This is a genomic window from Sulfurimonas sp. (assembly GCF_028694895.1).
GTDB lineage: Bacteria > Campylobacterota > Campylobacteria > Campylobacterales > Sulfurimonadaceae > Sulfurimonas.
The window spans coordinates 1-24,501 of the sequence record NZ_JAQVKA010000009.1 but is presented as its reverse complement, the minus strand read 5'-3'; the positions used below and the strand labels follow the sequence as shown (position 1 = coordinate 24,501).

Genomic DNA, 24,501 nt, shown 5'->3' with positions numbered 1-24,501 from the left:
TTGGGATACAATATCGTACTTGATTATAGCTATATAAACAGTGCTGGAGATAGATACCGTATGTTAAAACCAATGTCAAAATTAATCTTTGTGTTAATGTTAGTTGTAGCCAATTTAGTTGTGGCAAATGAACTTCCTACTCTGTGTAGTAGAGATCAAAATATAAATGAGTTTACGGTTCTTAGCTATCATGAAATAGCCAATAAAGGTGAAACACTAAACTCAACTTATACTGTTACGCCTGAGCATTTTGAAGAGCAGATACGCTTTTTGATAGATAGTGGACATCACTTTGTTAGCGTTGATGATATTATAGAGTTTAGAAAAAACAAAAAACCACTCCTAAATAAAGCTGTTTTACTTACATTTGATGATGGATACCAATCTGTTTATGAAAACGCTTTCCCAATTATAAAAAAATACAAAATTCCAACCGTTGTAGCACTAGTTGGTAGCTGGTTGAAATCAAAAGAGAGAGTTGATTTTGATAGCCATATGATAGATAGAAGTAAGTTCTTAAGCCAAGACGAGATTAAAGAGATGGTTCTTAGTGGTTTAGTCGAGATGGCAAGTCATACATACGATTTGCATAAAGGGGTAGTTTCAAATCCACAAGGTAACAAGCAACCAGCAGTCAAAGCTAGAGAGTGGTTAGAGGATAAACAGGCATACGAAAGTGAGACAAGTTATAAGAACCGCATACATGATGATTTACTCCAAAGCAGTATGTTTTTAAAGAGATATACAGAACAAAGACCCCGTATAATCGTCTGGCCGTATGGTTACTACAATAAAAAAGCTAGTAATATAGCAGAGAAACTGGGAATGTTCATTGGGCTAACTCTTGATGATGGTAGCAACACAGAGATAACACCACTTAGTGGACTCAGACGTATACTTGTTGAGGGGAAAATGACACTTCCTGATTTAAAGCTAGCTATGGCAATAAGAGATGCTAACTTTACTGATGATGCAAGAACTACTAAAGCAGCGCATATAGATTTGGATTATATCTATGATCCAGACCCACTACAACAGGAAAAAAATCTTGGTGACTTACTAGAGCGTATAAAAAAACTTGGCATAAACACGGTCTATCTTCAAGCCTTTGCTGATCCTGATGCTAATGGTGCAGCTGATTATGTATATTTTCCAAATAGAAATGTACCAATGCGCGCTGATTTGTTCAACAGAGTATCTTGGCAAATAGCAACTCGTACACAAGTAAGTAGAATCTATGCGTGGATGCCTATGATTGCGTGGCAGTTACCAAAAAACAACCCAGCCTCAAAAGATGTGGTTGTAACACTCCAAGTAGATCCAACTCACTTAAATATGGGATATCCAAGACTCTCACCATTTTCTTCAAAAGCGCGAAAGGTTATCAAAGAGATTTATGAAGATTTGGCAAAATCAACCTTTATAGATGGCATACTATTTCATGATGATGTAACTCTCTCTGATTATGAAGATGATAGTAAAGCAGCAAGAGCACAGTACAAAAAATGGGGATTATCACAAAGCGTAACTGAGATAAGAACAAATAAAGCACAGTTTGCAAAATGGACAAAACTAAAAACTGAGTATCTGGATGATTTTGCGATGGAACTCTCACAAATACTAAGAGATGAGCAACCAGGATTAAAAACTGCGCGCAATCTATACGCTCAAGTAGCCCTGCATGATAATGCACAGGAGTGGTATGCTCAATCACTTAAAGAGTCAATAAAAAAATATGACTATACAGCGATTATGGCAATGCCATATATGGAACAAGCCCAAAATCACAGAGAGTTTTATGACAACATCGTACAACGTGTAAAAGAGGATGAGTGTGGCTTAGAGCGTACTGTTATGGAACTTCAAAGTGTAGATTGGAGAAAAGAGAGTGAGGCAATTCCTTCAAAGGAGCTTAGCCAAACGATAGAGCATCTTTATGGTTTAGGTGTTCATCATATCGCATACTACCCTGATAACTTGTATAAAAACGTTCCTGATGCTGATGTTATAAGAGAAGATTTTGCAAAAAAAAGTTTGCGAATGCACGATATAACACAGAGTTACGCTACACCAAATAACTAAAGTAGGAGTTATTTATGGCAACCCTTTATATCTGGTGGCATTTCATCTGGCATGCCATGCTTGGTTATGTGTTTTACTATCCGCTTTTTATGTCAACGCTATGGATGATAGGCGCGATATTTTTTTATTTTAAAAATGAAAAACGTTATGTTGATGATGAAATCCCAGAGTTAAGAGAGGGCGAGAGTTGGGCTGGAGTCTCAATCTTAATCCCGTGCTATAACGAAGGACAAAATGCCATTGAGACTATCACTTACGCTCTTGATGTTATATATCCAGAGTTTGAAGTAATAGCTATCAATGATGGAAGCAAAGATGATACTTTAGAGATATTGGTAGCTCTAGCAAAAGATAACCCAAGACTAAAAGTTGTAAATTTAGCTCAAAACCAAGGCAAAGCATTGGCTCTTCAAGCTGGCTCACTTCTAGCAAAGTATGAGTATCTGGTCTGTATAGATGGAGATGCCCTAATTGATCCGTATTGTGTTTATTGGATGGCTAAACATTTTGTTCGCTACCCTCAAGTAGCAGCCGTAACAGGCAACCCAAGGATACGAAATCGTACAAGCCTTCTTGGAAAGATACAAGTAGGAGAGTTCTCCTCTATCGTTGGTATGATAAAACGTGCACAACGTAGTTTTGGACGTCTATTTACAGTTTCAGGTGTAATCACTGGGTTTAGAAAATCAGCTGTTCATGAAGTTGGCTATTGGAGTCCTGATATGTTGACTGAAGATATAGACATAACGTGGAAGCTGCAGAGAAACGGTTGGGATGTTCGTTTTGAACCTAAATCTTTAGTATGGATTTTGATGCCAGAGACTATCAAAGGGTTATGGAATCAGCGTCTGCGCTGGGCTAAGGGTGGCGTTCAAGTTATGTTTAAAAACTTTAAAGTTCTATTTTTGCATAAACAGACTCATCTTTGGGGGCTTATGATAGAGCTGCTTCTTAGTATGATTTGGGCATATACCATGGTGCTAGTGATTTTAGTTTGGATACTCGCGCTATTTTTTCCAATCGGTTATCTTACGCCTAGTGAATCACCGATTTTACCTGATCAAGGAAGTGTTATCTTGATTGGTGCATGTTTGGTTCAGTTTGGAGTTAGCAAGTGGCTAGATGGCCATTATGATGAGGGCTTAGGAAAAAATTATTTTTGGATGATTTGGTATCCATTTGCTTATTGGTTTTTAAATCTCTTTACTGCTGTTGTTGCACTTCCAAAAGTTTTATTTGGTAAAAAAGCTCGTGCTAGATGGGTTAGCCCAGATAGAGGTGTTCATCAACAATCAGCTAGTAGCAAAAAGGCAAAATAATGAAAAAGCGAACCCTAATTATAAATAAACGCAACGAAATGCCATTTGCTAAAAAAATAGGCTGGGATATAGTAACAGTTCTTCTATGGGCTGGCTGGATATATTTGTGGAAGCCTCTGCTTATAGTTTTTTATAAAATAGTTACTTTAGATGCAGAGGTAGATGAGATATCAAATGTAATTTTTGATGAAATATCAGCAGTTACAGTTGAGCATGCCATAATTATGTTAGTTGCAACGCCTACTATCTTGTTTATTTTATCGTGGTTAAATCGACACGTAGCCCCAAGTGTACATTTTATCTATAAGTTTGATGAGTATGCTAAGTATTTTCAAGTAGATAGCGCAAAACTAAGAGACTCAATTGATGCTCAACTGATAACAATTTATCATGATAATAGTGGTCGCATAGTAGATATTGAAACTAAAATCTAGCCTCTACTTATAGCCTTTGCAGCTACATATCCACTAGCCCATGCAAAGGCAAAGTTATACCCGCCACGACGACCTAGCACATCCAAAGCTTCTCCACAAAAGTAGAGGTTTTTTTCTCTTAAAGATTCAAATGTTTTTGGATTTATCTCTGCTGTATCAACTCCGCCGCCTGAGACTTCAGCGTGACGGAAACCGTGGGTATCACTTACACTAAAGCGCCATGCTAATATCTGATTTGCTATTTTTTTGCAAAGCTTTATATTTATTTCATCCCCGCATGTAGAAGCTAAAATCTTTAAATCCTCTAAAACTCCAGAGGCAATTTTTAGAGGAAGAAGCCCACTTAAGATATCTAAAATGCTCATCTTTGGTGAGTAGTGGGCCACTCTTTGTATATGAGTTAAGAGAGTTTGCACATCAAATTTTGGAAGCAGATTTATAGAGATACTTACATGAGCAGAGTTCATCAAAGCAACACTAGCACCTTGTGAAATATCTAAAACGGCAAAACCAGAAACTCCATAATCGCTAAAGAGTATATCCCCGTTTGATGTTGAATGTTTTTTGTTATCTATAAGAAGCGTAACCTCACCATCTATCTTAGCACCGCTCATCTTTTTAACTATCTTTTGCTCAAGATGTAGCTGAACAAGTGAGGGATATGTTTGGATAGTGTTGTGCCCAAAGAGCTTTGCAAACTCTATAGCGTCTCTGTTTCCTCCCAGATGAGTTGCCGCTTCAGAACCAGTGGCTACAACAACAGCGTCATAATCTTTTAAGAGTTTTTTTATATCTGTTACTTTTGTATCAAGACTAAAATTTACACCTAGATTTTTTGCATGTGTTATCAAAAGTGAAGCAACACTTTTAGCTTCATTACTAAGAGGATAGACTCTGCCATCATCTTTAACGTCTAGTAAAAGCCCGATACTATGACAAAACTTCTCAAACTCTACGAATCCAAACTCCCTTAGAGCAAACTCTACAAAAGATGGGTTTTGCGAGAAGTAGTCGCTTTTTGAGAGATTTTTATTTGTGATGTTGCATCTTCCATTTCCAGATACTAAAATCTTCTTAGCGCACTTGTTGTTTTGCTCATAAATATCTACCGCAATATTGTTTCTAGCGCAAAAGATGGCACATAAAAGCCCACTTGCCCCACCACCAATAATTGCTACTCTTTTCATTATAAGCTCACAATCTTAGCGCCAAAACCGCCCATATGTTGTGGCGCGTCTTCAAACTTTTTCACTCTTGGATGAACTTTTAAAAACTCTTTTACAGCATAAGAGAGCTTGCCTGTTCCTATGCCGTGATAAACTATCACTTCATCCCAGCCATTTATGAGCGCGTCGGAGATAAATTTATCCAAAACTTCGGTTGCTTCTTCTGCTCTCATTCCATGGAGGTCGCATTTAAGTCCTGCTCTTTTTTGCACTTGTAGATTTACGTCAGTTCTAGGTTTTTGTTTTATAAACTCGGTATGCTTAAGATGTGACGTCTTAACTCTCACACGCATTCCATCGACTTCTACAATAGCCTCTTTCTTATCTTTCATAGTGATAATCACGCCTTTTTTGCTATGGTACTTTACACTATCTCCGACATTAAACTCTGCTACTTGAATGATTTGTGGCTCTTTTATTTGTTGTGGAAGTTTCTCTTTTGCCTTGTTCATAGCTCTATGAATAGCTTGTGTATCTCCAGCTTTTGCAGCAACTCTTGCCTCATTTATAGCGTTCTCATAACTCTCTTTAAGAGCTGCTTTTTCTCTCTCTAGCTCTTTAAATAGAGACTCTTTAAGCTCTTTTAACTCTAACTCTTTAGCTGCTAAGTTATCTATCTTCTCATCAACTATTTTGTGCTTCTGTTTTAGCTCTCGCTCAAGTTGTGAGCCTCTCTCTATAAGTATGTTTAGCTTCTCACTATTATCACCATAAACTGTTTTTGCCTCGGCTACGATTTTGTTTGAAATGCCATATCTACTAGCAGTCTCAAATGCGTAACTCTTACCAATGATGCCATGCATAAACTCATAAGTTGGAACTCTATTTTGCTCATCATAAATAGCTGCCATAAGCTCGACATCATCACGATCAGCCATAAGAGCGGCTAGGCGTTTATGGTGAGTTGTAACAACTATCTTTTGCCCTCTTAAAATCAACTCATCGAGTATTACTTTAAAGAGAGCTGCCGCCTCGTCACTATCAGTTCCAAGCTCTATCTCATCAACGCCAACTAGCGCATCTCTTTGTTCAAAAATCTTTGAAAACTGCTGCATACGTCCAGCAAAAGTAGATATATCGTTTTTAACATTTTGAGGGTCATCTATGATTGCAAGTACACTCTTGAAACTTCCAACATGAGACTTATGTTCGTTTAACTTCATAGGAATAATATACTTTGCCATAAAAGCCGCACTAAGTATCGACTTTAAAAGCATTGTTTTTCCACCAGCATTTACACCAGTTATCATCAAGATATTTTTCGAGAAGTCTACATATATAGGTTTTGCATGGTGCAGAGCAGGGTGGATAAAATCTACAAGAGTTATTTTTGAATCTTTTTTTGACTTAATGATAGAGAGGTTTTTACTCTTGGCAAACAAAACTCTAGCTTGGTAGTTATCAAACTTACTGAACTCTTTATCCACAAAGTTTATAAAAGGCAGAAGGTCTGAGAGTTTTGATGAGAACTCTTTTGTATAACTGTAAAAAATCGCCTCTCGCTCTTGAGTGATGAAGCGAATCTGCTCTTTAGCTTTTAGTATGCTATCAGGTGAGACAAAAAAGCCTCCACTACTACTTCTACCAACAATTGCGCCTTTTAGCACATGGTTAAATCCACCACGTACTAAAAGACACTCTTCATCATTTATAAAATGGAGTTGTGTGTCTATAAGATATGGTGTGATTTTCGGGCTTGATGTAAGTCTCTTTAGTGAGCTGTTTATATTTGCCTTTTGTTCTCTGATTCTAGCGCCAAGAGCAAATAGTGTCTCATCAAGATTTTCCTCAAATTTTCCATCATGTGTAAAGAACTTCTCAACTTCAAAAAAACTTGGCTCAATGACAAATTTATCCATCCACTCGCCGATGATGCCTTCAAGATTTTTATTTTTAAAGTAACGAAAATAACGAACAACTTTTACGATTTCAAAAATCTGCTCAAAGTGAAGCACACCACGTTTTTGAAGATGAAGTTTTATGTTTGTAAAGTCAGCTACTTTTGGAGGGGATTTAAACTCTATAGCATCGAGTGCTTTGATGTAACGATAGTGAAGCTCTTGATCACCCTCCATAAAAAGAGAGTCATCACGAGAGAAGAAGCTTTTAAAGGAGTTTATATGCTCATTTAAATCGAGTTGATTGATGAGTATATCAATCTTTGTAGGGGCATCTAATCGCATTTAGATGCACTAATCATCTGGCCGTAAAATGGAGTTTTTTCTTTACCTATGAAAGTATAAGTACCGATACTTAGTGTAAAGTTTGTACTATTTACATCAACACCATCACATTTAATAGTGCTATTTTGGTTAAATTTTATAACCGCACTCATCATCTTATCTCTTTGTTTGTCTGTATAAGTGTTAAAAGCGATAGCGGATAAAACGATAGATAGAGCTACAACAGTTATCACTACTTTTTGCTTAGAAGTTACTTCTGTAAAGTAGTGAAGTGCTAAGAAAAAGAAGCCTACAACAACTATTCCAAGTATATAAGCCATTAAGCAGTTCCTCTGATTTGATAAGTTAAATCTCCAGCCCCAAAGCCGATAATTAGACCTTTATCAAGAGTTTTTAACTCAGTTTTGTCTTTTATGATAGTAATTGTGTTGTTTGCTCTTGAGATAGTATCAGCCATGATTAGATTATATCGTTTAAACTTCTCTTTAAAGTCAATCTCTCTCATAGCCTCTCCAGCCGACCAAACAGGAAGTATGATAAGCTCCGCAGCTCCTTCAAAACAGTTTATAAACTCTTCTAAGTTATCAATAGTGCGAGAGTATTTATGTGGCTGCCAAATCGCTGTGATTTTATCAAAGCCTTTAAGAAGTGCATACTCTTTGACTGATTCAAATGTTGCTCTTATCTCTGTTGGATGGTGGCCATAATCATCTATGATTACGTTATCACTCTGCGAGCCAACTATATCAAAGCGTTTTTTGATACCTTTAAATGTCAATATCTTCTCTCGTATAAGTTCAATATCCATAGACTCATTTGCCGCTAAAATCGCTAATGATGCATCAAGAGCTATATGTTTTCCAAATCCCCAAACATCAAAACTCCCCAAATCTCTAAGAGTAAATCTGGTGTGTGGCTCATCATTTATAAGTACATATGTTAAATCTGTAATTTCACGACTAGGGTAGAGCCAGTTTGCTTCAATCCCCTCATCAACAAGTTTGCTTAAAAATGGGTCTTCTGCATTTAAAATACGACACGGTGCAGATTTTATAAAAGTTTTGTATGAGTCATAAAAAAGTTCGAAGTTGTAGTCATAGTACTCCATGTGCTCTGGTTCAGCATTTACAACAATAGCGCAGTGAGGATTTGAGTTTATAAAACTTCCATCACTCTCATCAGCTTCAAAAATCATAATATCACTAGTTGCGTCATATCTTACATTTGAGCCAAATGCTTTTGATTCAGCACCGATAATTGCAGAACCATCCATGATTGCGCTTAGTATCGCCGTAGTTGTGCTTTTTCCATGAGCACCTGCAATTGAGTAAACTTTTGACTTATCCAAGATACGCAAAAGTGCTTCACGTCTTGCTAAAACTTCTATTTCTCTTGTCTTTGCTTCTATGATTTCTGGATTGTCAGGGCGAATAATTGCAGAGTGAATAACCAAATCTTGATCACTTATAGCAGAAGCATCGTGTGGTATCGTGACTTTAATGCCAAGAGAGCGAAGTTTTTTAGTGATAACAGTCTCAGAGATATCAGAACCGCTAACCTCATGCCCCTTATAACGCATATATTGTGCTAAGCCAGATATTCCTATGCCACCAATGCCGATAAAATGAATTTTCATATAGTTAACTCCCCATCTATTTGGGAGTTTTCTAGCAATTTTTGTGCCTCTTTATCATTAAAATAACTTATATAAAAAGTTTCAGCTTCACTTGTTGCATCTAAGTCCGCAATTAGTTCTAGAAAATCATCAAGTGAGATATCTTTAGCAGAAGCAAACCAGTGAACTTTAAGTGCATCTGAGAACTCTTTGGAGTTACTAAGACCGCTTAAAACTTCAAAGAGTGCACTTGCATCAGAGATTTTACCTTCACTGTAGTTCTCCATAGCATACTCATAAAGCGCTCTAAGTGTAGAGAAGTCTTGAACTTCACTTATATCCATGGCTCTATGAGACTCTAGTGTATCTGTAAGTCTCTCAAGAGCTATATCTAAAATAGTTACATAAAATGAGGCAAGAGTATCTTCATCAAACGCTTCATGAGCTCTTTGTTCGAGCATATATAAAGATGCTATATCACCATCTTTTTGGGCTTTTAAAACCTCTTTTTCTAACATTTCAACACTACTCATGATAAACACTCCTTGATTCTTTCTAACGCACTTTTAATTTTTTTTGTATCTTCTACAAGAGCAATTCTTATAAAATCTTTTCCAGGATTGAAACCATTTTTATCATCTCTACCTAAATACTCACCTGGCAAAACTTTTACATTGTACTCTTTATAGAGCTTTTTCGTGAACTCAAGCGCATTAGGAACGCTTAACCATAGATAAAAAGTAGCTTCTGGAATTTGAGCGCCCAAAATCTCATATGCTGCTTCAAAATTTTTCTTATAAATATCTCTTGCCACTTGTACATGTTTCTCATCTCTCCAAGCCGCAGCTGCTGCGCTTTGAAGTGGAAGAGGAGAAGCACATCCTAGATAAGTTCTATACTTTATGTACTCTCGTAAGATAGTCTCATCTCCTGCGATAAAGCCGGAGCGAAGCCCTGGAGCTGATGAGCGTTTTGAGATAGAGTTGATTACTAAAATATTTTTAAATGTCTTATTTCCAGCATATATTGAGGCTTCAAGAAGTGATGGGATAGGCGTGCTTGTATATATTTCACTATAACACTCATCATTTAAAAGTACAAAATCATATTTTAGTGCAAGTTTAACCCAGTGTGAGAGCTCTTCTAGACTTAGTGTTGAACTTGTTGGATTATTTGGGAAGTTTAAAATAACTAAATGGCAAGATGAGAGTTTTTCTTCATCTATCTCAGGCTTAAAGGCATTTTCTTGTGTTAAGTTAAGATGTATAGTTTTTGCTTTAGAGGCGATTGCCGCACCTTCGTATATTTGGTAAAAAGGGTTAGTAAAGGCGATTGTAGGCTCTTTTTTATCAAATAGAAAAAATTGAGGAAAGTTAAAGAGAACCTCTCTTGTTCCAAAAGTTGGGATTATCTCTTTATCTGATAGGTTTACGTTAAACCTTTTAGAGACAAACTCTATCTGCGCAGCTATCAACTCATCTTCTCCCGCAGTTTTTGGGTACTTTCTAAGTTGTGCAACACTGTTATAAAGGGCTTCTTGTATAAAGTGAGGTGTTTCAAATTGTGGTTCACCAATGGTTAGCGTTGAAGGTTCATATTTATCGTTAGGAGTAATATCTTTGAGTAAAATGTTTAATTTTTCAAATGGATATGGTTCAAAATTCATCGTTTTCGCCCTTTATTATGGGCGAAATTATATCTAAAATCTCTAAGAGAGAGGTAAATGACTACTCAAATTCGTCCAAACAAGAGACACTTCCCTCTGATACTCTGCAAAATTTTGAATCTTTATCAAAAGAGATCATATATGGGCGCTTAGTCATATCCAAGGTAGAGGCAACTTTAGCAATCTCTTTTATTATTTTAATTGTTTTAGGTTTCGCCTTATACTTGCTTACATCTATAATCTCTTCATCAATCATTACTTTTATGAGAGTTTCTTTTGGGTTTTTTGACTCTAAAATGTATTGCATCATATGTTCTGAATCAAGGATAGGAAGTCTATAAAAAAGTACATAGTAGCTATTTGAGAGTTGGAGTATTTTGTTTTCGTATATTTTTTTCATAAGAGCGCGAGAGAATTCACAAAGTGGATCTACAAAAACATAAACTTTACTCATCTCTCCTGTACCAAATCTAATTGCTTGGTTTTCTATAGCCTCTAAAGCAGCTTTTGGTTTTTGTGATATATCTACGAGTTCTGCGCCAAATAGATTTATAAAAAGAAGAAAAATTAAAGTTAAAAATTTCATGTTTCACTCCTTGAGAGAGAAAATTTTTGAGTTACTAACTCTCCGTCACTGTTGAAAAAAAGGTAGTATAGCTGATCTTTTTTTACACTAAGCCCAGCTAAATATCTAAGTGCTAGATTTGCTTCAAGTGAAGCTATAAACATAACAATTGGGCCTGTAATACCCTCTGGGGTTTTAGATGTTACCTTAAAAGTATCTCTAAAAGAGGAGTTTTCAAAAAAACATACTTGACCATGATATGCTTCCACACTTCCATAAATCCAAGGAGTACCTCTCTCTTTAGCACAATCGTCTATTTGAGCACGAGTCTCTAAGTTGTCTGTTGCGTCAATTATCAAATCAACTGATATATTTTTTTTGCACCACTCTATAAATGTACAATCATGTGCAACTACTTTTACATATGGACATCTCTGCTCCATTATCTGAGCATTTATTTTTGCTTTGTTTTTACCTTCATCACCAATCTTAAAAGCAATTTGGCGATGAATGTTATGAGTAGATACTTCATCAAAATCTATGATATGTATCTCACCAATACCACTAGCACCCAAAGCATAGCTAAGAGAACTTCCAAGCCCTCCTGCACCAATTATCGCTATCTTTTTTTCTTGAAGTAAGAGTTGTGTTTGCTCTCCCCAAAGTTGAACTTGTCTATGAAAAAATTCCATCATAAAGAGCTCCTTTTATTCTGTGCTTCTCTAAAACCCCAAGCTTTTCTTGATTTTAGTACATTAGCGTGGCTCATATCTACTATCATAAGCTCCTCTTTGTTGCCTAAATGCTCAAGAAGTTCTCCATTTGGAGAGGCAAGAAGTGAGTCACCATAGAAGTTCCAGCTATGATTTTTATCTACATACTCGCCAATTCTGTTAGCTCTTAGGATATAGCAGTTATGAGTAAATGAACGTGATAAAATAAGCGCCTTCCATCTCTCATAAGAGTCAAATGTAGAGACACTTGGAAGCAATACACAATCAACCGCTTTTGAAGAGATATGAGCAAACATCTCATCAAAATGAATCTCAAATCCGCTCATGATGGCAAATTTAAAACCATCAACTTTAAACATGAGTGGTGAAGTAATCTCTTTTATCTCATTTGCGAAAAATTTCTCCTCATTCCAGTGAGAATAATTTATAAGAATTTGTTGCTCATAATAAGTTGTAGAAGAGGGTGAGAACTTTGCAACTGTTTTAAAAACCTTGTTCTTTTTTACTATAACAATAGGGGCTACAATGGTCATATTATAGGTTTGAGAGAGCTCTTTTAGAACTTTTATCTGATGAAGTGCTTGCTCTTGTATCATAGCGGTTGATAACTCTTGAAGCTCTTTAAAAAATGGATTTAGGATGTATTCGCCAAGGAGTAGGACTTTTACACCTTGTTTGTGCGCGATTCTTATATAGTTATAAAGCTTTGTAGAGCTCATACCCTGAGCGCTAAGTTGAAGAACTGCTGCTCTCACTATGGGGCCTTTATCTCATTGATTTTGATTTGTGCTTCTTCTAATATCTTTTGAGCTGAGGAGAGTTCACTCATTCCTTTTTCATACGCCTTTAGGCTATCTTGAAGAGTTATTTCCGGATTCATAAGTGTTTCTAAAACTTTTTTTGCACTCTCTAGTTTTGACTCAAAGCCTTGAGCTTCTTTAGTAAAACCTACGGTTTCTTTAGTAAAACCTACACTATCTTCATTAAAGTCTTCAACTTCTTCAATTAAACTTTTTTTTGCCATCTTTTTATCCTCTTTATTATTTTGATTCTAATATATCTTTGATATTGTTTTCAAATTTTTCAACTTCAACTAAAAAAGCGTCATGCCCATAGTCGCTATCTATATCTACATAAGTGTGATTTGTGTTTTCTATCTCTAGAAGTGCGTCACTTATCTCTTTCATTTCAAAATTTTTAAAAAGTTGATCATTGCTAAAGCTAATTAGATGAAGTTCAGATGATATTTTCTTTAGAGCTTCTTGGAGTGAATCATATCCTCTTGAGATGTCATAAATATTTATCGCTTTAGTTATGTACAAGTAAGAAAGAGGATCAAAATATTTTGTAAAGTTATATCCGTTGTACTCTAAAAAAAGTTCAATTTGAAATTTTCCAAAAAGCTCGTAAAGACCATCTGTACTTTTGTACTCTCTGCCAAATTTGCTCTTCATTGACTCATACGATAAAAAGCTTATATGCCCAGCCATTCGCCCAACTGCCATTCCCGAGAGGCCTTTATCTTTGATAGTTTGACTATCATAATATCCACCCTTGAAATCCGCATCTTTTAGTATGGACTCTTGCGCTACTTTATTAAAAGCTATCGCCCAAGGTTGAGTCGCATGAGTTGTTGCCATAGAGATGATTTTAGATGCAAAGTTTGGATAGTGCACTGCAAACATGAGCGCTTGCATACCGCCCATAGAGCCACCAATAATTGCATGAACATGATGAATACCAAGTTTTCCAAAAAGGATTATTTGCGCTTTTACCATATCTTTTATGGTAACAACAGGGAATTTGTAACGATATGGATTGTGATGTGGATGTGCAGGGCTCATCGGACCAGTTGAGCCAAAACAGCTACCTACAACATTTGTACAAATTACAAAGTATTTGTCGGTATCAACAGCTTTGCCAGATCCTATTAAGTTATCCCACCAACCAGCTTTTTTATCTCCCTCGTAAACCCCAGCGCAGTGATGAGAGCCAGTTAGTGCATGACAGATAACAACAACATTACTCTTGTCATCGTTCAGCTCGCCATACGTCTCATAAGCTATGTCATAAGGCTCTAAAATACGCCCACTCTCTAAGTAAAGTGGGTTTGTAAAATGTTCTGTATATGTTTTTAGGTTTAGTGGCAACGCTTACGCCTCTAGCGCTTGTTTCATGTCGTCTATTAAATCTTTTATACTCTCTAAGCCACATGAAATACGAATAAGTCCATAAGGAGCTCCACAAGCTATAAGTTCTTGTTCATTTAACTGCTGATGAGTCGTTGAAGCTGGATGAGTGATAATTGATTTTGAATCTCCTATATTTACAACAAGTGAGTAGAGTTTTGTTGCATCAACTATTTTTGTAGCGCTCTCAAATGAGTCTACTTCAAAGCTAAGTAGGCCACTGCACTCTCCACCATCAAAATATTTTTGTGCATTTTTATAGTTTGAGTTACTCTTAAGTCCTGGATAATTTACTTTCTTTACTTTTGGATGAGACTCTAAAAACTCAGCAAGAGCCAGAGCATTTTTTGAGTGTTCATGCATACGAAGAGATAGAGTCTCTATACCTTGAATAAATAACCATGAGTTAAACGGCGATAAAGTAGCGCCCAAATCTCTGAGTAAAGATAGTCTTGCTCTTAGAGTGTAAGGAGGAAGACCTGTATCTACATAGACAAGCCCGTGATATGATGGATCTGGTTTGTTAAAATGCTCATATCTTGGATTTGAGCGAAGTTTTTCTACTAAGCCTTTTCTCTCAACTAAAATTCCACCAATAGCTAAACCTTGACCAGTTGTATACTTGCTAGCACTATGAACAACGATATCTGCTCCATACTCAAAAGGACGGCATAGAACAGGTGTTGCAATTGTATTGTCAACTATGCTTAAGATGCCATGTTTGTCAGCTATTTTAGTAATAGCTTCAATGTCTGCTACATCAACACTAGGATTTGTCAAAGATTCAAAAAATATGACTCTTGTTTTATCATCTATGAGAGATTCAAGCTCTGCCATGTTATGAACATCAAAGTATCTAGCTTCTATACCAAATCTCTTGAGTGTATGAGTATTTAGTGTTAAGCTACCGCCATAGAGCTGCTTTGCACAAATAATGTTTTCTCCAACTTGAGCAGCATTTACAATAGCAAAAAAGGTAGCACTCATTCCACTTGATGTAGCAAGTGCCGCTTCTCCACCTTCTAGTGAAGCAAATCTTTTTTCAAAAACGTCAGTAGTTGGGTTATTTAAACGTGTGTAGATGTTTCCAAGCTGTTTTAGTGAGAAGAGGTCTGCTGCATGTTGAACACTTTGAAATTCATAAGCCGTTGTTTGATAAATCGGCACAACCATCGTCCCTTGCGAATCTTTTGTATATCCCTCATGTAGAGCTCTTGTCTGTAAATCCATCTTAGCTACCTTTATTTAAAATATTTCTAAGTATTTTATCTAAAATGGTTTAATCTTAGTTTTAAAAGCTCTAGAATTAAAGCTTAAGCCCTTTTGTCCAATCTTGCATAACTTTTTGTAAATCCTCTTTTGGAGCCTCCATAAAGTCAATTACAATTTTATCTTCAAATTCGCTGATACCAATACTTCTTGGACGAACTGCCAAAATTTTTGTAGCTGGAATCGCTTTACCAAAACAAAAAATGACGTTTTGTGCATCAAGCAGACCATCCATAATATCACCATTTAGTTTTTTAGTGTGAGCATAATGATCAAAAACAGCAATAAACTCGGCCACAGGGTGATTTAAAATCTTCTCTTTAAAGTACTCTACTATCTCTTTTGCACTTGAGTAACGAAGCTCACTCTTTAAAAACTCTATACTATAAACTGGATACTTATCCATAAAAACTGTTTTTTTCATCTTTTTTCCTTTAATTTTTTACTCTTCTATACAGATCTCTTCTTTAGCAATATGCACAATTGTTTGATATATAACAATTAGAATAATGATAGTCGTTGATGCAATCATAAGGTAAGAAAGGATCCCTAAAAATAGAGAAGCTTTTATGTGATACATCAACATAGCACTTATTGCCATTGCCGCTATTGGAAATACAAAAGCCCACCATGAGATAAAAAACTTTATTTTTATAAAATTTTTATACATAAACAGAACTAAGAGTGTAAAAAATAGGCCAAGATTAAATAGTACAAGAGCAAAAGTGTCAACAACTTCAAACATTTTAAAGTAGGCTATAAAACCAACTGCTGGCGGTGCTATGAGGATAAAGAGTGTTGGCATGAACTTCACGGCCATTTGATTATGAAAGATTATTCTATTTAGTATTACAGAAAAAAGAATTATCCAAAAGAATATCCCAACGCTAAAGAAATATATTAAAACATCAATATCAACAAACCCCATACCACCAATTGGAACTAAAAGATTTCCAACAATTGGGATAAACCAAGCAGGGTTTGAGTGATCTAGTTGTTGATTTTTATTTATCCAAAAAGAGATGGTGTACATGGTTAAATAAAAATGCAAAATTGTTCCAGGATACCAAAAAATAGCACTTATAAAAGAGTACTCTTCTTTATATATAATAGAGAGCATCAGCATAGAAATAGAGATAGCTGCAAAGAAGTTTATTCTCACAGGGTGAGAAAATTCATTTGCAACAGCTAGTCTGTACTTGAATGCTTTTTTTAAGTAAATAAATAAAATAAGTAAAAAAACAGTAGTTGTACCATACATCATAAGTTCACCTATAATAGAGGGAAAACTAAGCCACAGAGCGGCTTTTTGATATGTTATAGTAAGACCACTAAGTCCCATGACAATAGAAAACATCATCACTGGGAAAAATTCTAGCCTATTTATTTTAAACTTATCTTCCATTTAAGACCTTTTATTATGTTAAGTTATAATTTTTATAAATTTTACACTATTTTACAATAAAAGTCAATAATATAGCAAAAGCTATAGAGTGAAATGTCGCTAAAAAATATCCATTATTTACCGATATAAAAAGAATAATCAAGGAGCATGCCATGAAGATAGAACAATCGGACGTATCACTGTTTTCCTCATATCAAAAAAAAGAGACAATCCAAGAGAGTGAGACTCTAAAAGTATGGGGTGATGAGGATTTAGTTAAAAAATTTGCTAAAGGTGACCGTTTTGAGCTCTCACAAGGTTATAAATTTTTTGAACAAAACAGGGGTGAGAAAATCTCTTTTAAAGAAGACCCTTTAGAGATATCAATTGATCCTAAATTGATGAAAATCATAAGAGCTCTTGAAGTCTTAACAGGAAAGAAGATAAATCTGCGTGAATACTCTCAAAACAACTCTTTAAACAATGTAGAAGGCTTAAGTATTGAGCAAAAAAAAGGTTCAAATGAGGTGCAAGAGCAACAACTTAAAGGCTGGGGAATTGATTATAGTTACTCTAAAAATGAGACTCATAGTGAAGAACTTAACTTCATAGCAAGTGGAAACGTAAAGACAAAAGAGGGCGCTAATATCGACTTTAAAGTAGCATTTAGCATGAGTAAAACTAAAGTTATGAGTGAGAATATATCTATTAAAGCAGGAGATGCTCTAATTGATCCGCTTGTACTAAATTTTAATGGTGATATAGTCACTATGAGCAGAGTAAAACATAACTTTGATCTTAACCTTGATGGCAAGAGTGATGAATTTTCTTTTGTTGGAAGTGGTAGTGGTTTTTTAGCCTTAGATAAGAATAATGATGGAAAAATCAATGATGGAAGTGAACTTTTTGGTCCAACTTTAGGTAATGGCTTTGAAGAGTTATCAGCATATGATGGAGATAACAACATGTGGATAGATGAAAATGACGCTATATTTGAAAAACTACTGATTTGGACAAAAGATGAAGATGGCAAAGAGGAGTTTTTTACTCTCAAAGAAAAAGGTATAGGAGCATTATATCTTAAATCAGTTTCAACATCATTTAATTTAGAAAATGAAGATAACATAAGTGTTGCAAAATTGCGTGAGAGCTCTATCTATTTGAGTGAAAATGGAAGTGCAGGGGTGCTTCAAGAGCTTGATTTAGTTGTCTAAATATACGTCTTTCGTGTCGTCATAAATAACCGCAGTTCCAGCTAAGAGGTCATGTAAACCTCTTTTGTCTTGCCTAAACGCAACCATGAGAAAGCCTACTAAAAAAGTAAGTACAGAAGCAAAATAACCAAGAGAGCGAGTAAAAGCTTGTCTGCTATCTATCTCTTTAAATGTTTTAGCATCAACTATCTTAATATGTAAAATTTTTTTTCCAGGAGTTGCTCCTTGAGATTTTCTCCAAAAAATTGCACTAATTAACAAAACTGAGACTTCAAATAAAAGTTCCCATTTAAGAGATTTTTGAGGTTGTTCTGCAAGTGCTGCTGCAGCATTTCCACTCATTGCATAAGAGATATTTTGCTGAAATTGTGAGAAGTTAAACCAGTTACCATCACTTAAAAAATAGATAATGATTGCAACTGGAAGAGCTAAGAAAAGAGTGTCTAAAAATGAAGCAAAAAAACGCGCCCAAAAGCCAGCGTATCTTACTTCATGTATATTGTTATATTTGGTAATTTGGAGCTTCTTGCGTTATGATAACGTCATGAACATGGCTCTCTTTAAGGCCAGCACTTGTAATCTCTACAAACTCTGCTTGCTCCCAAAAAGTAGCTATATCTTTACTTCCACAATAACCCATAGAAGAGCGAAGACCGCCCATCATCTGATGAACGATTCCAGCGATACTTCCGCGAAATGGAACACGTCCTTCAATTCCCTCAGGCACGAGCTTATCTGCAGCAGTTCCTTCTTGGAAATATCTATCAGTTGAGCCTTTTTGCATAGCTCCTATACTTCCCATACCACGGTATGATTTGTATTGTCTTCCTTGAAACATTATAGTGTCTCCTGGAGACTCTTCAGTTCCTGCTAAAATAGAACCAGCCATGATACAACTAGCCCCAACAGCAAGAGCTTTTGCAATGTCTCCAGAGTATTTTATACCACCATCTGCAATAACAGGAACGCCATGTTTACGCGCTTCATCTGCACACTCTGAGATAGCAGATATTTGTGGTATTCCTACACCTGCAACTATACGAGTTGTACAGATTGAGCCTGGACCAATCCCTACTTTTACTCCATCAGCTCCAGCTTCTATAAGAGCTAGCGTAGCTTCTGCAGTTGCAATGTTTCCTGCTATTACATCCACTGATAAAGTTCTTTTAATCTCTTTTACTGTGTCTAAAATTCCCTTTGAGTGTCCATGAGCAGAATCAAGAACCAAAACATCAACTCCTGCTTCAACCAATGCTTTAGCACGGTCAAGTTGATTAACGCCAATAGCAGCACCAACTACAAGTCTGCCAAAAGCATCTTTGTTTGAGTTTGGATACTCTATGCGTTTTCTAATATCTTTGATTGTTACAAGACCTTTTAAAAAGCCATCTTTGTCAATTATAGGGAGTTTTTCTATCTTGTTTTTGTGCATAATATCAGCAGCTTCATCAAGAGAGATATCTTTGTTTGCAGTGATTAAAGGCATTTTTGTCATAACTTCATCAGCTCGTTTTGACATATCTTTTTGAAATCTCATATCACGGTTTGTAAGGATTCCTAAGAGTTTATTGTGCGCATCAATAACTGGAACACCTGAGATTTTAAATTCGCTCATAAGCGCTTCTGCGTCTGCTAAAGTAGCATCTGGATAGACATAAATAGGATCAATTATTACACCACTCTCGCTTTTTTTAACTTTTTTAACATGTTTACATTGTGTCTCTATATCCATGTTTTTATGGATAATTCCAATTCCACCAAGTCTAGCCATAGCAATTGCAGCGCGGTATTCTGTAACTGTATCCATAGCAGCTGAAACCATAGGGATTTTAAGAGAAATATTTTTTGTTAGCATACTCTCTAGAGAGACCTCTTTAGGAAGTACCTCTGAGTATTTTGGTACAAGTAAAACATCTTCAAATGTTAGGGCGCGTTTACGAATTTTCATGATAGTCCTTTTGAGGTGTAAAAGTTATTTATGTTTCAATAAAATTCTGCGAATTATAGCTTTTTTGTTGTTAAAAAAATGTAAAACAAAGAGCTAAGGTATAATAATGTGCCTACTATTTAGAAGTAAAATACAAGTAAGAGTTCTGCTTTTATCTCTTAAGATAGTTGTAATTATGGTGAAAATTTGTATATAAACTTAAATATATAGTCTATTTATTTCTTATTTATTTTTCCAATTGCACATGAGACAAAACTTTTAGCTTTAAGAGTACCTTTTGTAAAAGTTCCAAGCTCTTCACCTTCTAGTGGATAACCAAGAGATCTCATTTTTTTTAGAAAATTTTGCTCTGCTTCTTCATCTTTTATCTCTAAGGTAACAACTCTAGGTTCTTGTGATAAATCAACATCAACTTCGCCAAACTCACTCTTTAGTGACTCTTTTATAGTGTTAGCACATCCATCACATTTTATGTTCAGTGCTTTAAAGCTCTTTTGCATGACAACTCCTTCTTAGGTTTTCTCAATTTTATCTGTTTATTTTGTATTATTGCATGATCCTATTTGATTTTCTTTATACTCGTCTGTATAATTTTTTTTGCTTTGTGAGCTATATCTAAGTATTCACTACATTGTGGCTCTATTTTTTCGAGTTCAGTATTATATAAATTCTCATTAAGTGAGTTTAAACTTTTGTTTAATTTTGCTAAATCTTCATGACTTATAAATCTAGACTCAATTAAATCTTTTAGGATATTCTCATTTTTTGAAATAGCGACGGCTAAGTCAAAAATATCTCTTGTTAGGTTGTCTTCTTTTCTGTACTTTACTTTTTTAGCAATTATATCTTCGATGCTTTCGTAATATAATTCAAAATCAAGTGGTATAGTTGTGTTTAAAATAGGTCTGTTTATTATTGCTTCATTGAGTAAAAAATCTACTTTTATATCATCTTTAGTTTTTAGTTGCACATGATGGCTTGCACCATCAAATCTATATTCATTTTGGTCAAACAGTGTTGTTTCATCTATGTACCACTTTGGATTTAAAAAATCAAAAACTTGAGCTTCTGTTATAAAAATATCTATATCAAAAGACTTTCTATGATTAAAATGAAACATTGCTAACGCTGTTCCGCCACCAAAAACCCACCAGTTTTTTAGAGTAGCTTGATTTTCTATACCTTGTATCAATTCATGATAGACTCTGTTTAGTGCATCTATCTGTTTTTCAAAGTTCTTCAAATAGCCACTCATACTCTTTTATTGCTTTTGCATTAAATTGTTCTAGATAGTAATCATAGACTCTTTTTATATCATTTTTTTTGATCTCATATAATTTGCAGTACTTAACAACATCTTCATAAGAGACTTCTTTAAAGAGTGTTGCTATCGCATAGTTATATTTTTTATCTATTTTATTACTAACAAAAATCTGGTACAAATCATCAATACTATAGTGCATATTTTTATCACTAATAGAGTTGTTGATAGTTGCTAATATCCACTTAGCACTATTTAGTCTATTTTCCTCTTCGTTTATAACTTCAAAAGGTTTAACATCTAAATACTCTTCTTTATCATTAGCTAGGTCATATTCTAACTGCTTCATTAAAATAAACTCAGGTTTTATATTAAAAAACTTTGCAAACTTTTTTGCAGTGTGGATAGTAAAACCTCTTTTATGCTGATAAAGTTCACTTATAGTTCTTTTACCAATATCAAGTGATTTACATAACTCATCTTGAGTGATTTTATTTGGAATTATGTATTTTTCTTTTATAAAGTCTATGGGCGCTATCATAAATTTCCCTATCATGATAAAAATATTATTTAAAATATTATCATATATGGGTAATATTGTCAATATGCCTACAATCTATTTTTTTGATCATTATCAACACTAAAGAGTTTTTAAAAAAAAATAGAACCTATCTCTACTCATGTCTAAGCGCATCTATAGGGTTTAGACGTGCTGCTTTTTGTGCTGGAAAATAACCAAAAATTATGCCCACGCAAGTAGAAAAAAGAAAGGCTATAAAAATAATGGATGTATTAAAAATTAGTGGAAGATCAAAATAGATGGTTGTTCCAACACCAACACCAATCCCCAAAGCTATTCCAATAATTCCACCAAGTGAAGAAAGAACAACAGCCTCTATTAAAAACTGAAGTAAAACTTCTCTCTCTAAAGCACCAATAGCCAAGCGTATGCCTATTTCACGAGTTCTCTCAGTAACTGATACTAGCATGATGTTCATGATACCAATTCCACCAACAAGTAGGCTAATTGCAGCAACAGCGCCGAGTAAAATAGTAAGCATTTTGGTTGTTGAGGAGAGCGTTTGAACCATCTCTCGCATATCATGTACAAAAAAGTCATCTTCTTGGGTTAAACCGATGCGGCGTCGTTCTTGTAAAAGTGCAATAGTTGAGGCTTTAGCACTCTCAATAACCTCTGCGCTACTAGCTGAGAGCATGATTCTTGAGATATCTTGATTTCCACTTATACGGCGTTGAAACATACGAATAGGAGCTATGATTACATCATCTTGATCCATTCCAAACATAGCCGCACCTTTAGACTCTAAAAGCCCGATAACTTCGCAAGAGAAGTTCTCTAATCTTAAGGATGTTCCTATTGGATCTTGATCTTTATAAAGCTCTTTTTTAACACTCTCACCTATTACGCATACAGCTTTTCCACTACGCAACTCAATTTCGCTAAAATTTCTACCAGAAGCAAAAACCCAATCTTTTACTATAAAGTAGTCGTTATCAGTTCCCTCTATAGTTGTTGAGTAGTTTTGATTGCCATAAACAGCGCGTATCATCGTTGAGCCAACAGGTGCAGCTCCACGTATATTTGCTACCTCTTTTTTTATCGCCTCGATATCATTATGGGTAAACTTCTTTGCCATTAAAGAGCTACTTGGTACTCCCTTGCGCTCTTGACCAGGGATGACCATTAGCATATTTGTACCGAGTTTTGAGATGCTTTGAGTGATATATGCAGTTGTTGCATCACCGAGCATAACCATAGCTATAACTGATGCAATCCCTATAACAATGCCAAGAGTTGTGAGCATAGAGCGCATAGCACTTCTGCGAATCTCTCTGAGGGCTAGAAAAAAAGCATTTTGTATCATTGAACTATCTTTGTATGAACTGAGTTGTCAATCTTCCCATCACGAAAACGGATGATTCTAGAAGCATAAGCTGCCATCTCATCCTCATGCGTTACCATAACAATTGTTAAGCCTTTTTCTTTGTTAAATGAACTTAATAACTCCATAATCTCTTTACCTTTTACAGTATCAAGATTTCCTGTTGGCTCATCTGCTAGTAAAATAAAGGGATCAGTTACGATTGCCCTTGCAATCGCGACTCTTTGCTGTTGTCCGCCTGAGAGTTGTCCTGGAGTATGGTGCGATACTTTCTCAAGCCCAACACTGCGAAGGGCATTCATTGCCATCTCTGAGCGATCATGTGCCGAGAAACCTCTATACAAAAGTGGAAGTTCGACATTTTCAATAGCAGTTGTTTTGCCTAATAGATTAAATCCTTGAAATATAAAACCGATGTAGTTACGGCGAAGAAGTGTTTTTTGATCAAGCGAGAGACTGCCTATATCTACACCGCCAAAGTTATACTCTCCACTATTAAAAGTATCAAGGCCTCCTATGATATTCATAACAGTAGATTTTCCTGAACCACTAGGCCCCATGATAGCAACAAACTCACCCTGTTTTATATCCAAATCCACACCGCGAAGAGCGTAAGTTGTAGCTTCTGCACTGCCATAAGACTTTACTATCCCGCGAAGTGAGATAATAGGCTCTTTCTCCTCTTGTATCATGGTTTTTTAACCCCGATAATTACACTGTCGCCAACTTTTAACTCTGATGATAAAATAACTGTAGAAGAGCCATCGCTCTTGCCAACTTTTAGCTCTATTTTATACGGTTTATTATCTTTTAATATCCATACATGTGGAGCTTGGATAGTCCCTTTTGCCTTTTTTTCACCACTGTTTTGTTCTGGAGGCGTAAAACGAAGAGCTGCGTTTGGCACGCTTAAAACACTCTCTAAAATAGAGGTAGTTATTAAAGCAGAAACCGTCATACCAGGCCTTAGAAGCAAATCTTGGTTATCAACATCAACTACTGCATCGTAAGTTACAACACCATTTACGATTTCTGAGTTTAGACGTAGTTGAGTAATCGTGCCTTTAAACTTTCTATCAGAATAAGCATCAACACTAAACTCAACACTTTGCTCCTCTTTAACCTCGCCGATATCAGCCTCATCAACGCTTAAAATGACTCTCATTTTTGTTAAATCTTCTGCCATTTTAAATAAAATTGGTGTTTGTAATGTAGCAGCAACAGTCTGCCCAGGCTCTACTTTTCGCTCTAAAACTATTCCATTTATAGGAGAGACTACAATAGCTTTGCGGAGGTTATCTTCATTAGTATCTACCTCTGCAGATGCTTGCTTGGTTTGAGCTACTGCCGCGTTATAAGCAGCCTTTGCTCTATCCATATTTGCTCTAGCCTCATCAAGCTCTCTTTTTGATGGATAGTTTCCACCTGTTGCGCTGTACATATTATCAACTCTCTCAAACTCACCCTCTGCATATACTACAGATGCTTTTGTTTCTAGATCGGAAGAG

General features: G+C 35.6%; 26 protein-coding genes. 4 read left to right on the top strand and 22 right to left on the bottom strand.

The annotated features are described in order from the left end of the window. The 3 genes from pgaB to pgaD are packed head-to-tail and all read left to right on the top strand — an operon-like array spanning position 1 to position 3,835. On the top strand, positions 1-2,082 hold the full coding sequence (pgaB, locus tag PHI38_RS02520; protein WP_299852365.1) for a poly-beta-1,6-N-acetyl-D-glucosamine N-deacetylase PgaB: 2,082 nt from the start codon (positions 1-3) through the stop codon (positions 2,080-2,082). 14 nt (positions 2,083-2,096) lie between these two features. Further along, on the top strand, positions 2,097-3,401 hold the full coding sequence (gene pgaC / locus PHI38_RS02515; RefSeq protein WP_299852362.1) for a poly-beta-1,6-N-acetyl-D-glucosamine synthase: 1,305 nt from the start codon (positions 2,097-2,099) through the stop codon (positions 3,399-3,401). Next, the gene (gene pgaD / locus PHI38_RS02510) at positions 3,401-3,835 is read left to right on the top strand and encodes a poly-beta-1,6-N-acetyl-D-glucosamine biosynthesis protein PgaD (protein ID WP_299852359.1); all 435 of its coding nucleotides are present in this window, start codon (positions 3,401-3,403) and stop codon (positions 3,833-3,835) included. The genes pgaC and pgaD overlap by 1 nt, the downstream gene beginning before the upstream one ends. On the opposite strand, the gene PHI38_RS02505 is transcribed toward pgaD, so the two are convergent. The 14 genes from PHI38_RS02505 to PHI38_RS02440 all read right to left on the bottom strand — a co-directional run bounded on the left by PHI38_RS02505 (position 3,832) and on the right by PHI38_RS02440 (position 16,687). Beyond that, entirely contained in the window at positions 3,832-5,022 is a 1,191-nt protein-coding gene (locus PHI38_RS02505; protein WP_299852356.1) for an NAD(P)/FAD-dependent oxidoreductase, read from the bottom strand. The two genes, pgaD and PHI38_RS02505, sit on opposite strands and share 4 nt — an antisense overlap. Continuing rightward, positions 5,022-7,244 (bottom strand): endonuclease MutS2, encoded by a 2,223-nt coding sequence (locus PHI38_RS02500; protein ID WP_299852354.1) that lies wholly within the window; start codon positions 7,242-7,244, stop codon positions 5,022-5,024. Before PHI38_RS02500 ends, PHI38_RS02505 begins: the two co-directional genes overlap by 1 nt. Beyond that, entirely contained in the window at positions 7,235-7,564 is a 330-nt protein-coding gene (locus PHI38_RS02495; RefSeq protein WP_299852351.1) for a hypothetical protein, read from the bottom strand. The genes PHI38_RS02500 and PHI38_RS02495 overlap by 10 nt, the downstream gene beginning before the upstream one ends. Then, the gene (murC, locus tag PHI38_RS02490) at positions 7,564-8,880 is read right to left on the bottom strand and encodes a UDP-N-acetylmuramate--L-alanine ligase (protein WP_299852348.1); all 1,317 of its coding nucleotides are present in this window, start codon (positions 8,878-8,880) and stop codon (positions 7,564-7,566) included. The genes PHI38_RS02495 and murC overlap by 1 nt, the downstream gene beginning before the upstream one ends. After that, positions 8,877-9,392 carry a hypothetical protein gene (locus tag PHI38_RS02485; RefSeq protein ID WP_299852345.1) on the bottom strand — a complete coding sequence of 172 codons (516 nt, stop codon included), beginning with the start codon at positions 9,390-9,392 and terminating at the stop codon, positions 8,877-8,879. The genes murC and PHI38_RS02485 overlap by 4 nt, the downstream gene beginning before the upstream one ends. Beyond that, positions 9,389-10,525 carry a succinyldiaminopimelate transaminase gene (locus tag PHI38_RS02480; RefSeq protein WP_299852342.1) on the bottom strand — a complete coding sequence of 379 codons (1,137 nt, stop codon included), beginning with the start codon at positions 10,523-10,525 and terminating at the stop codon, positions 9,389-9,391. The genes PHI38_RS02485 and PHI38_RS02480 overlap by 4 nt, the downstream gene beginning before the upstream one ends. Positions 10,526-10,586: 61 nt before the next feature. Next, entirely contained in the window at positions 10,587-11,111 is a 525-nt protein-coding gene (locus PHI38_RS02475; RefSeq protein WP_299852339.1) for a hypothetical protein, read from the bottom strand. Further along, positions 11,108-11,785, bottom strand: a complete 678-nt coding sequence (locus PHI38_RS02470) for a ThiF family adenylyltransferase (RefSeq protein WP_299852337.1) — start codon at positions 11,783-11,785, stop codon at positions 11,108-11,110. The genes PHI38_RS02475 and PHI38_RS02470 overlap by 4 nt, the downstream gene beginning before the upstream one ends. After that, positions 11,782-12,579 carry a carbon-nitrogen hydrolase family protein gene (locus PHI38_RS02465; RefSeq protein WP_299852334.1) on the bottom strand — a complete coding sequence of 266 codons (798 nt, stop codon included), beginning with the start codon at positions 12,577-12,579 and terminating at the stop codon, positions 11,782-11,784. The genes PHI38_RS02470 and PHI38_RS02465 overlap by 4 nt, the downstream gene beginning before the upstream one ends. Continuing rightward, on the bottom strand, positions 12,579-12,848 hold the full coding sequence (xseB, locus tag PHI38_RS02460; protein ID WP_299852331.1) for an exodeoxyribonuclease VII small subunit: 270 nt from the start codon (positions 12,846-12,848) through the stop codon (positions 12,579-12,581). Before xseB ends, PHI38_RS02465 begins: the two co-directional genes overlap by 1 nt. Before the next feature lie 16 nt (positions 12,849-12,864). Further along, positions 12,865-13,974: a homoserine O-acetyltransferase gene (locus tag PHI38_RS02455; protein ID WP_299852329.1), complete on the bottom strand. Its 1,110-nt coding sequence runs from the start codon at positions 13,972-13,974 to the stop codon at positions 12,865-12,867. Positions 13,975-13,977: 3 nt separating this feature from the next. Next, the gene (locus PHI38_RS02450; RefSeq protein WP_299852326.1) at positions 13,978-15,243 is read right to left on the bottom strand and encodes an O-acetylhomoserine aminocarboxypropyltransferase/cysteine synthase family protein; all 1,266 of its coding nucleotides are present in this window, start codon (positions 15,241-15,243) and stop codon (positions 13,978-13,980) included. Positions 15,244-15,319: 76 nt separating this feature from the next. Next, on the bottom strand, positions 15,320-15,706 hold the full coding sequence (locus tag PHI38_RS02445) for a DUF6858 family protein (RefSeq protein WP_299852323.1): 387 nt from the start codon (positions 15,704-15,706) through the stop codon (positions 15,320-15,322). An 18-nt stretch (positions 15,707-15,724) separates the two neighbouring features. Next, positions 15,725-16,687: an SLAC1 anion channel family protein gene (locus PHI38_RS02440; protein WP_299852320.1), complete on the bottom strand. Its 963-nt coding sequence runs from the start codon at positions 16,685-16,687 to the stop codon at positions 15,725-15,727. A 152-nt stretch (positions 16,688-16,839) separates the two neighbouring features. Here PHI38_RS02440 and PHI38_RS02435 point away from each other — a divergent pair, with 152 nt between their 5' ends. Further along, on the top strand, positions 16,840-17,880 hold the full coding sequence (locus PHI38_RS02435) for a hypothetical protein (RefSeq protein WP_299852317.1): 1,041 nt from the start codon (positions 16,840-16,842) through the stop codon (positions 17,878-17,880). On the opposite strand, the gene PHI38_RS02430 is transcribed toward PHI38_RS02435, so the two are convergent. From PHI38_RS02430 to PHI38_RS02395, 8 genes are all read right to left on the bottom strand, one after another. Beyond that, complete coding sequence (locus PHI38_RS02430) at positions 17,869-18,378, bottom strand: RDD family protein (protein WP_299852398.1); 510 nt, start codon at positions 18,376-18,378, stop codon at positions 17,869-17,871. The genes PHI38_RS02435 and PHI38_RS02430 overlap by 12 nt on opposite strands. Before the next feature lie 4 nt (positions 18,379-18,382). Beyond that, positions 18,383-19,828 (bottom strand): IMP dehydrogenase, encoded by a 1,446-nt coding sequence (gene guaB, locus PHI38_RS02425; RefSeq protein ID WP_299852314.1) that lies wholly within the window; start codon positions 19,826-19,828, stop codon positions 18,383-18,385. A gap of 215 nt (positions 19,829-20,043) precedes the next feature. Beyond that, on the bottom strand, positions 20,044-20,328 hold the full coding sequence (locus PHI38_RS02420) for a heavy-metal-associated domain-containing protein (RefSeq protein ID WP_299852311.1): 285 nt from the start codon (positions 20,326-20,328) through the stop codon (positions 20,044-20,046). A 59-nt stretch (positions 20,329-20,387) separates the two neighbouring features. Further along, complete coding sequence (locus PHI38_RS02415; protein ID WP_299852308.1) at positions 20,388-21,083, bottom strand: nucleotidyl transferase AbiEii/AbiGii toxin family protein; 696 nt, start codon at positions 21,081-21,083, stop codon at positions 20,388-20,390. Next, the gene (locus PHI38_RS02410; protein WP_299852305.1) at positions 21,058-21,630 is read right to left on the bottom strand and encodes a helix-turn-helix domain-containing protein; all 573 of its coding nucleotides are present in this window, start codon (positions 21,628-21,630) and stop codon (positions 21,058-21,060) included. The genes PHI38_RS02415 and PHI38_RS02410 overlap by 26 nt, the downstream gene beginning before the upstream one ends. Before the next feature lie 133 nt (positions 21,631-21,763). Then, positions 21,764-22,975, bottom strand: a complete 1,212-nt coding sequence (locus PHI38_RS02405; protein WP_299852303.1) for an ABC transporter permease — start codon at positions 22,973-22,975, stop codon at positions 21,764-21,766. Next, the gene (locus tag PHI38_RS02400; protein WP_299852300.1) at positions 22,972-23,685 is read right to left on the bottom strand and encodes an ABC transporter ATP-binding protein; all 714 of its coding nucleotides are present in this window, start codon (positions 23,683-23,685) and stop codon (positions 22,972-22,974) included. The genes PHI38_RS02405 and PHI38_RS02400 overlap by 4 nt, the downstream gene beginning before the upstream one ends. Further along, the coding region (locus tag PHI38_RS02395; protein WP_299852297.1) for an efflux RND transporter periplasmic adaptor subunit at positions 23,682-24,501 on the bottom strand (820 nt) is incomplete at its 5' end. The genes PHI38_RS02395 and PHI38_RS02400, both read right to left, overlap by 4 nt.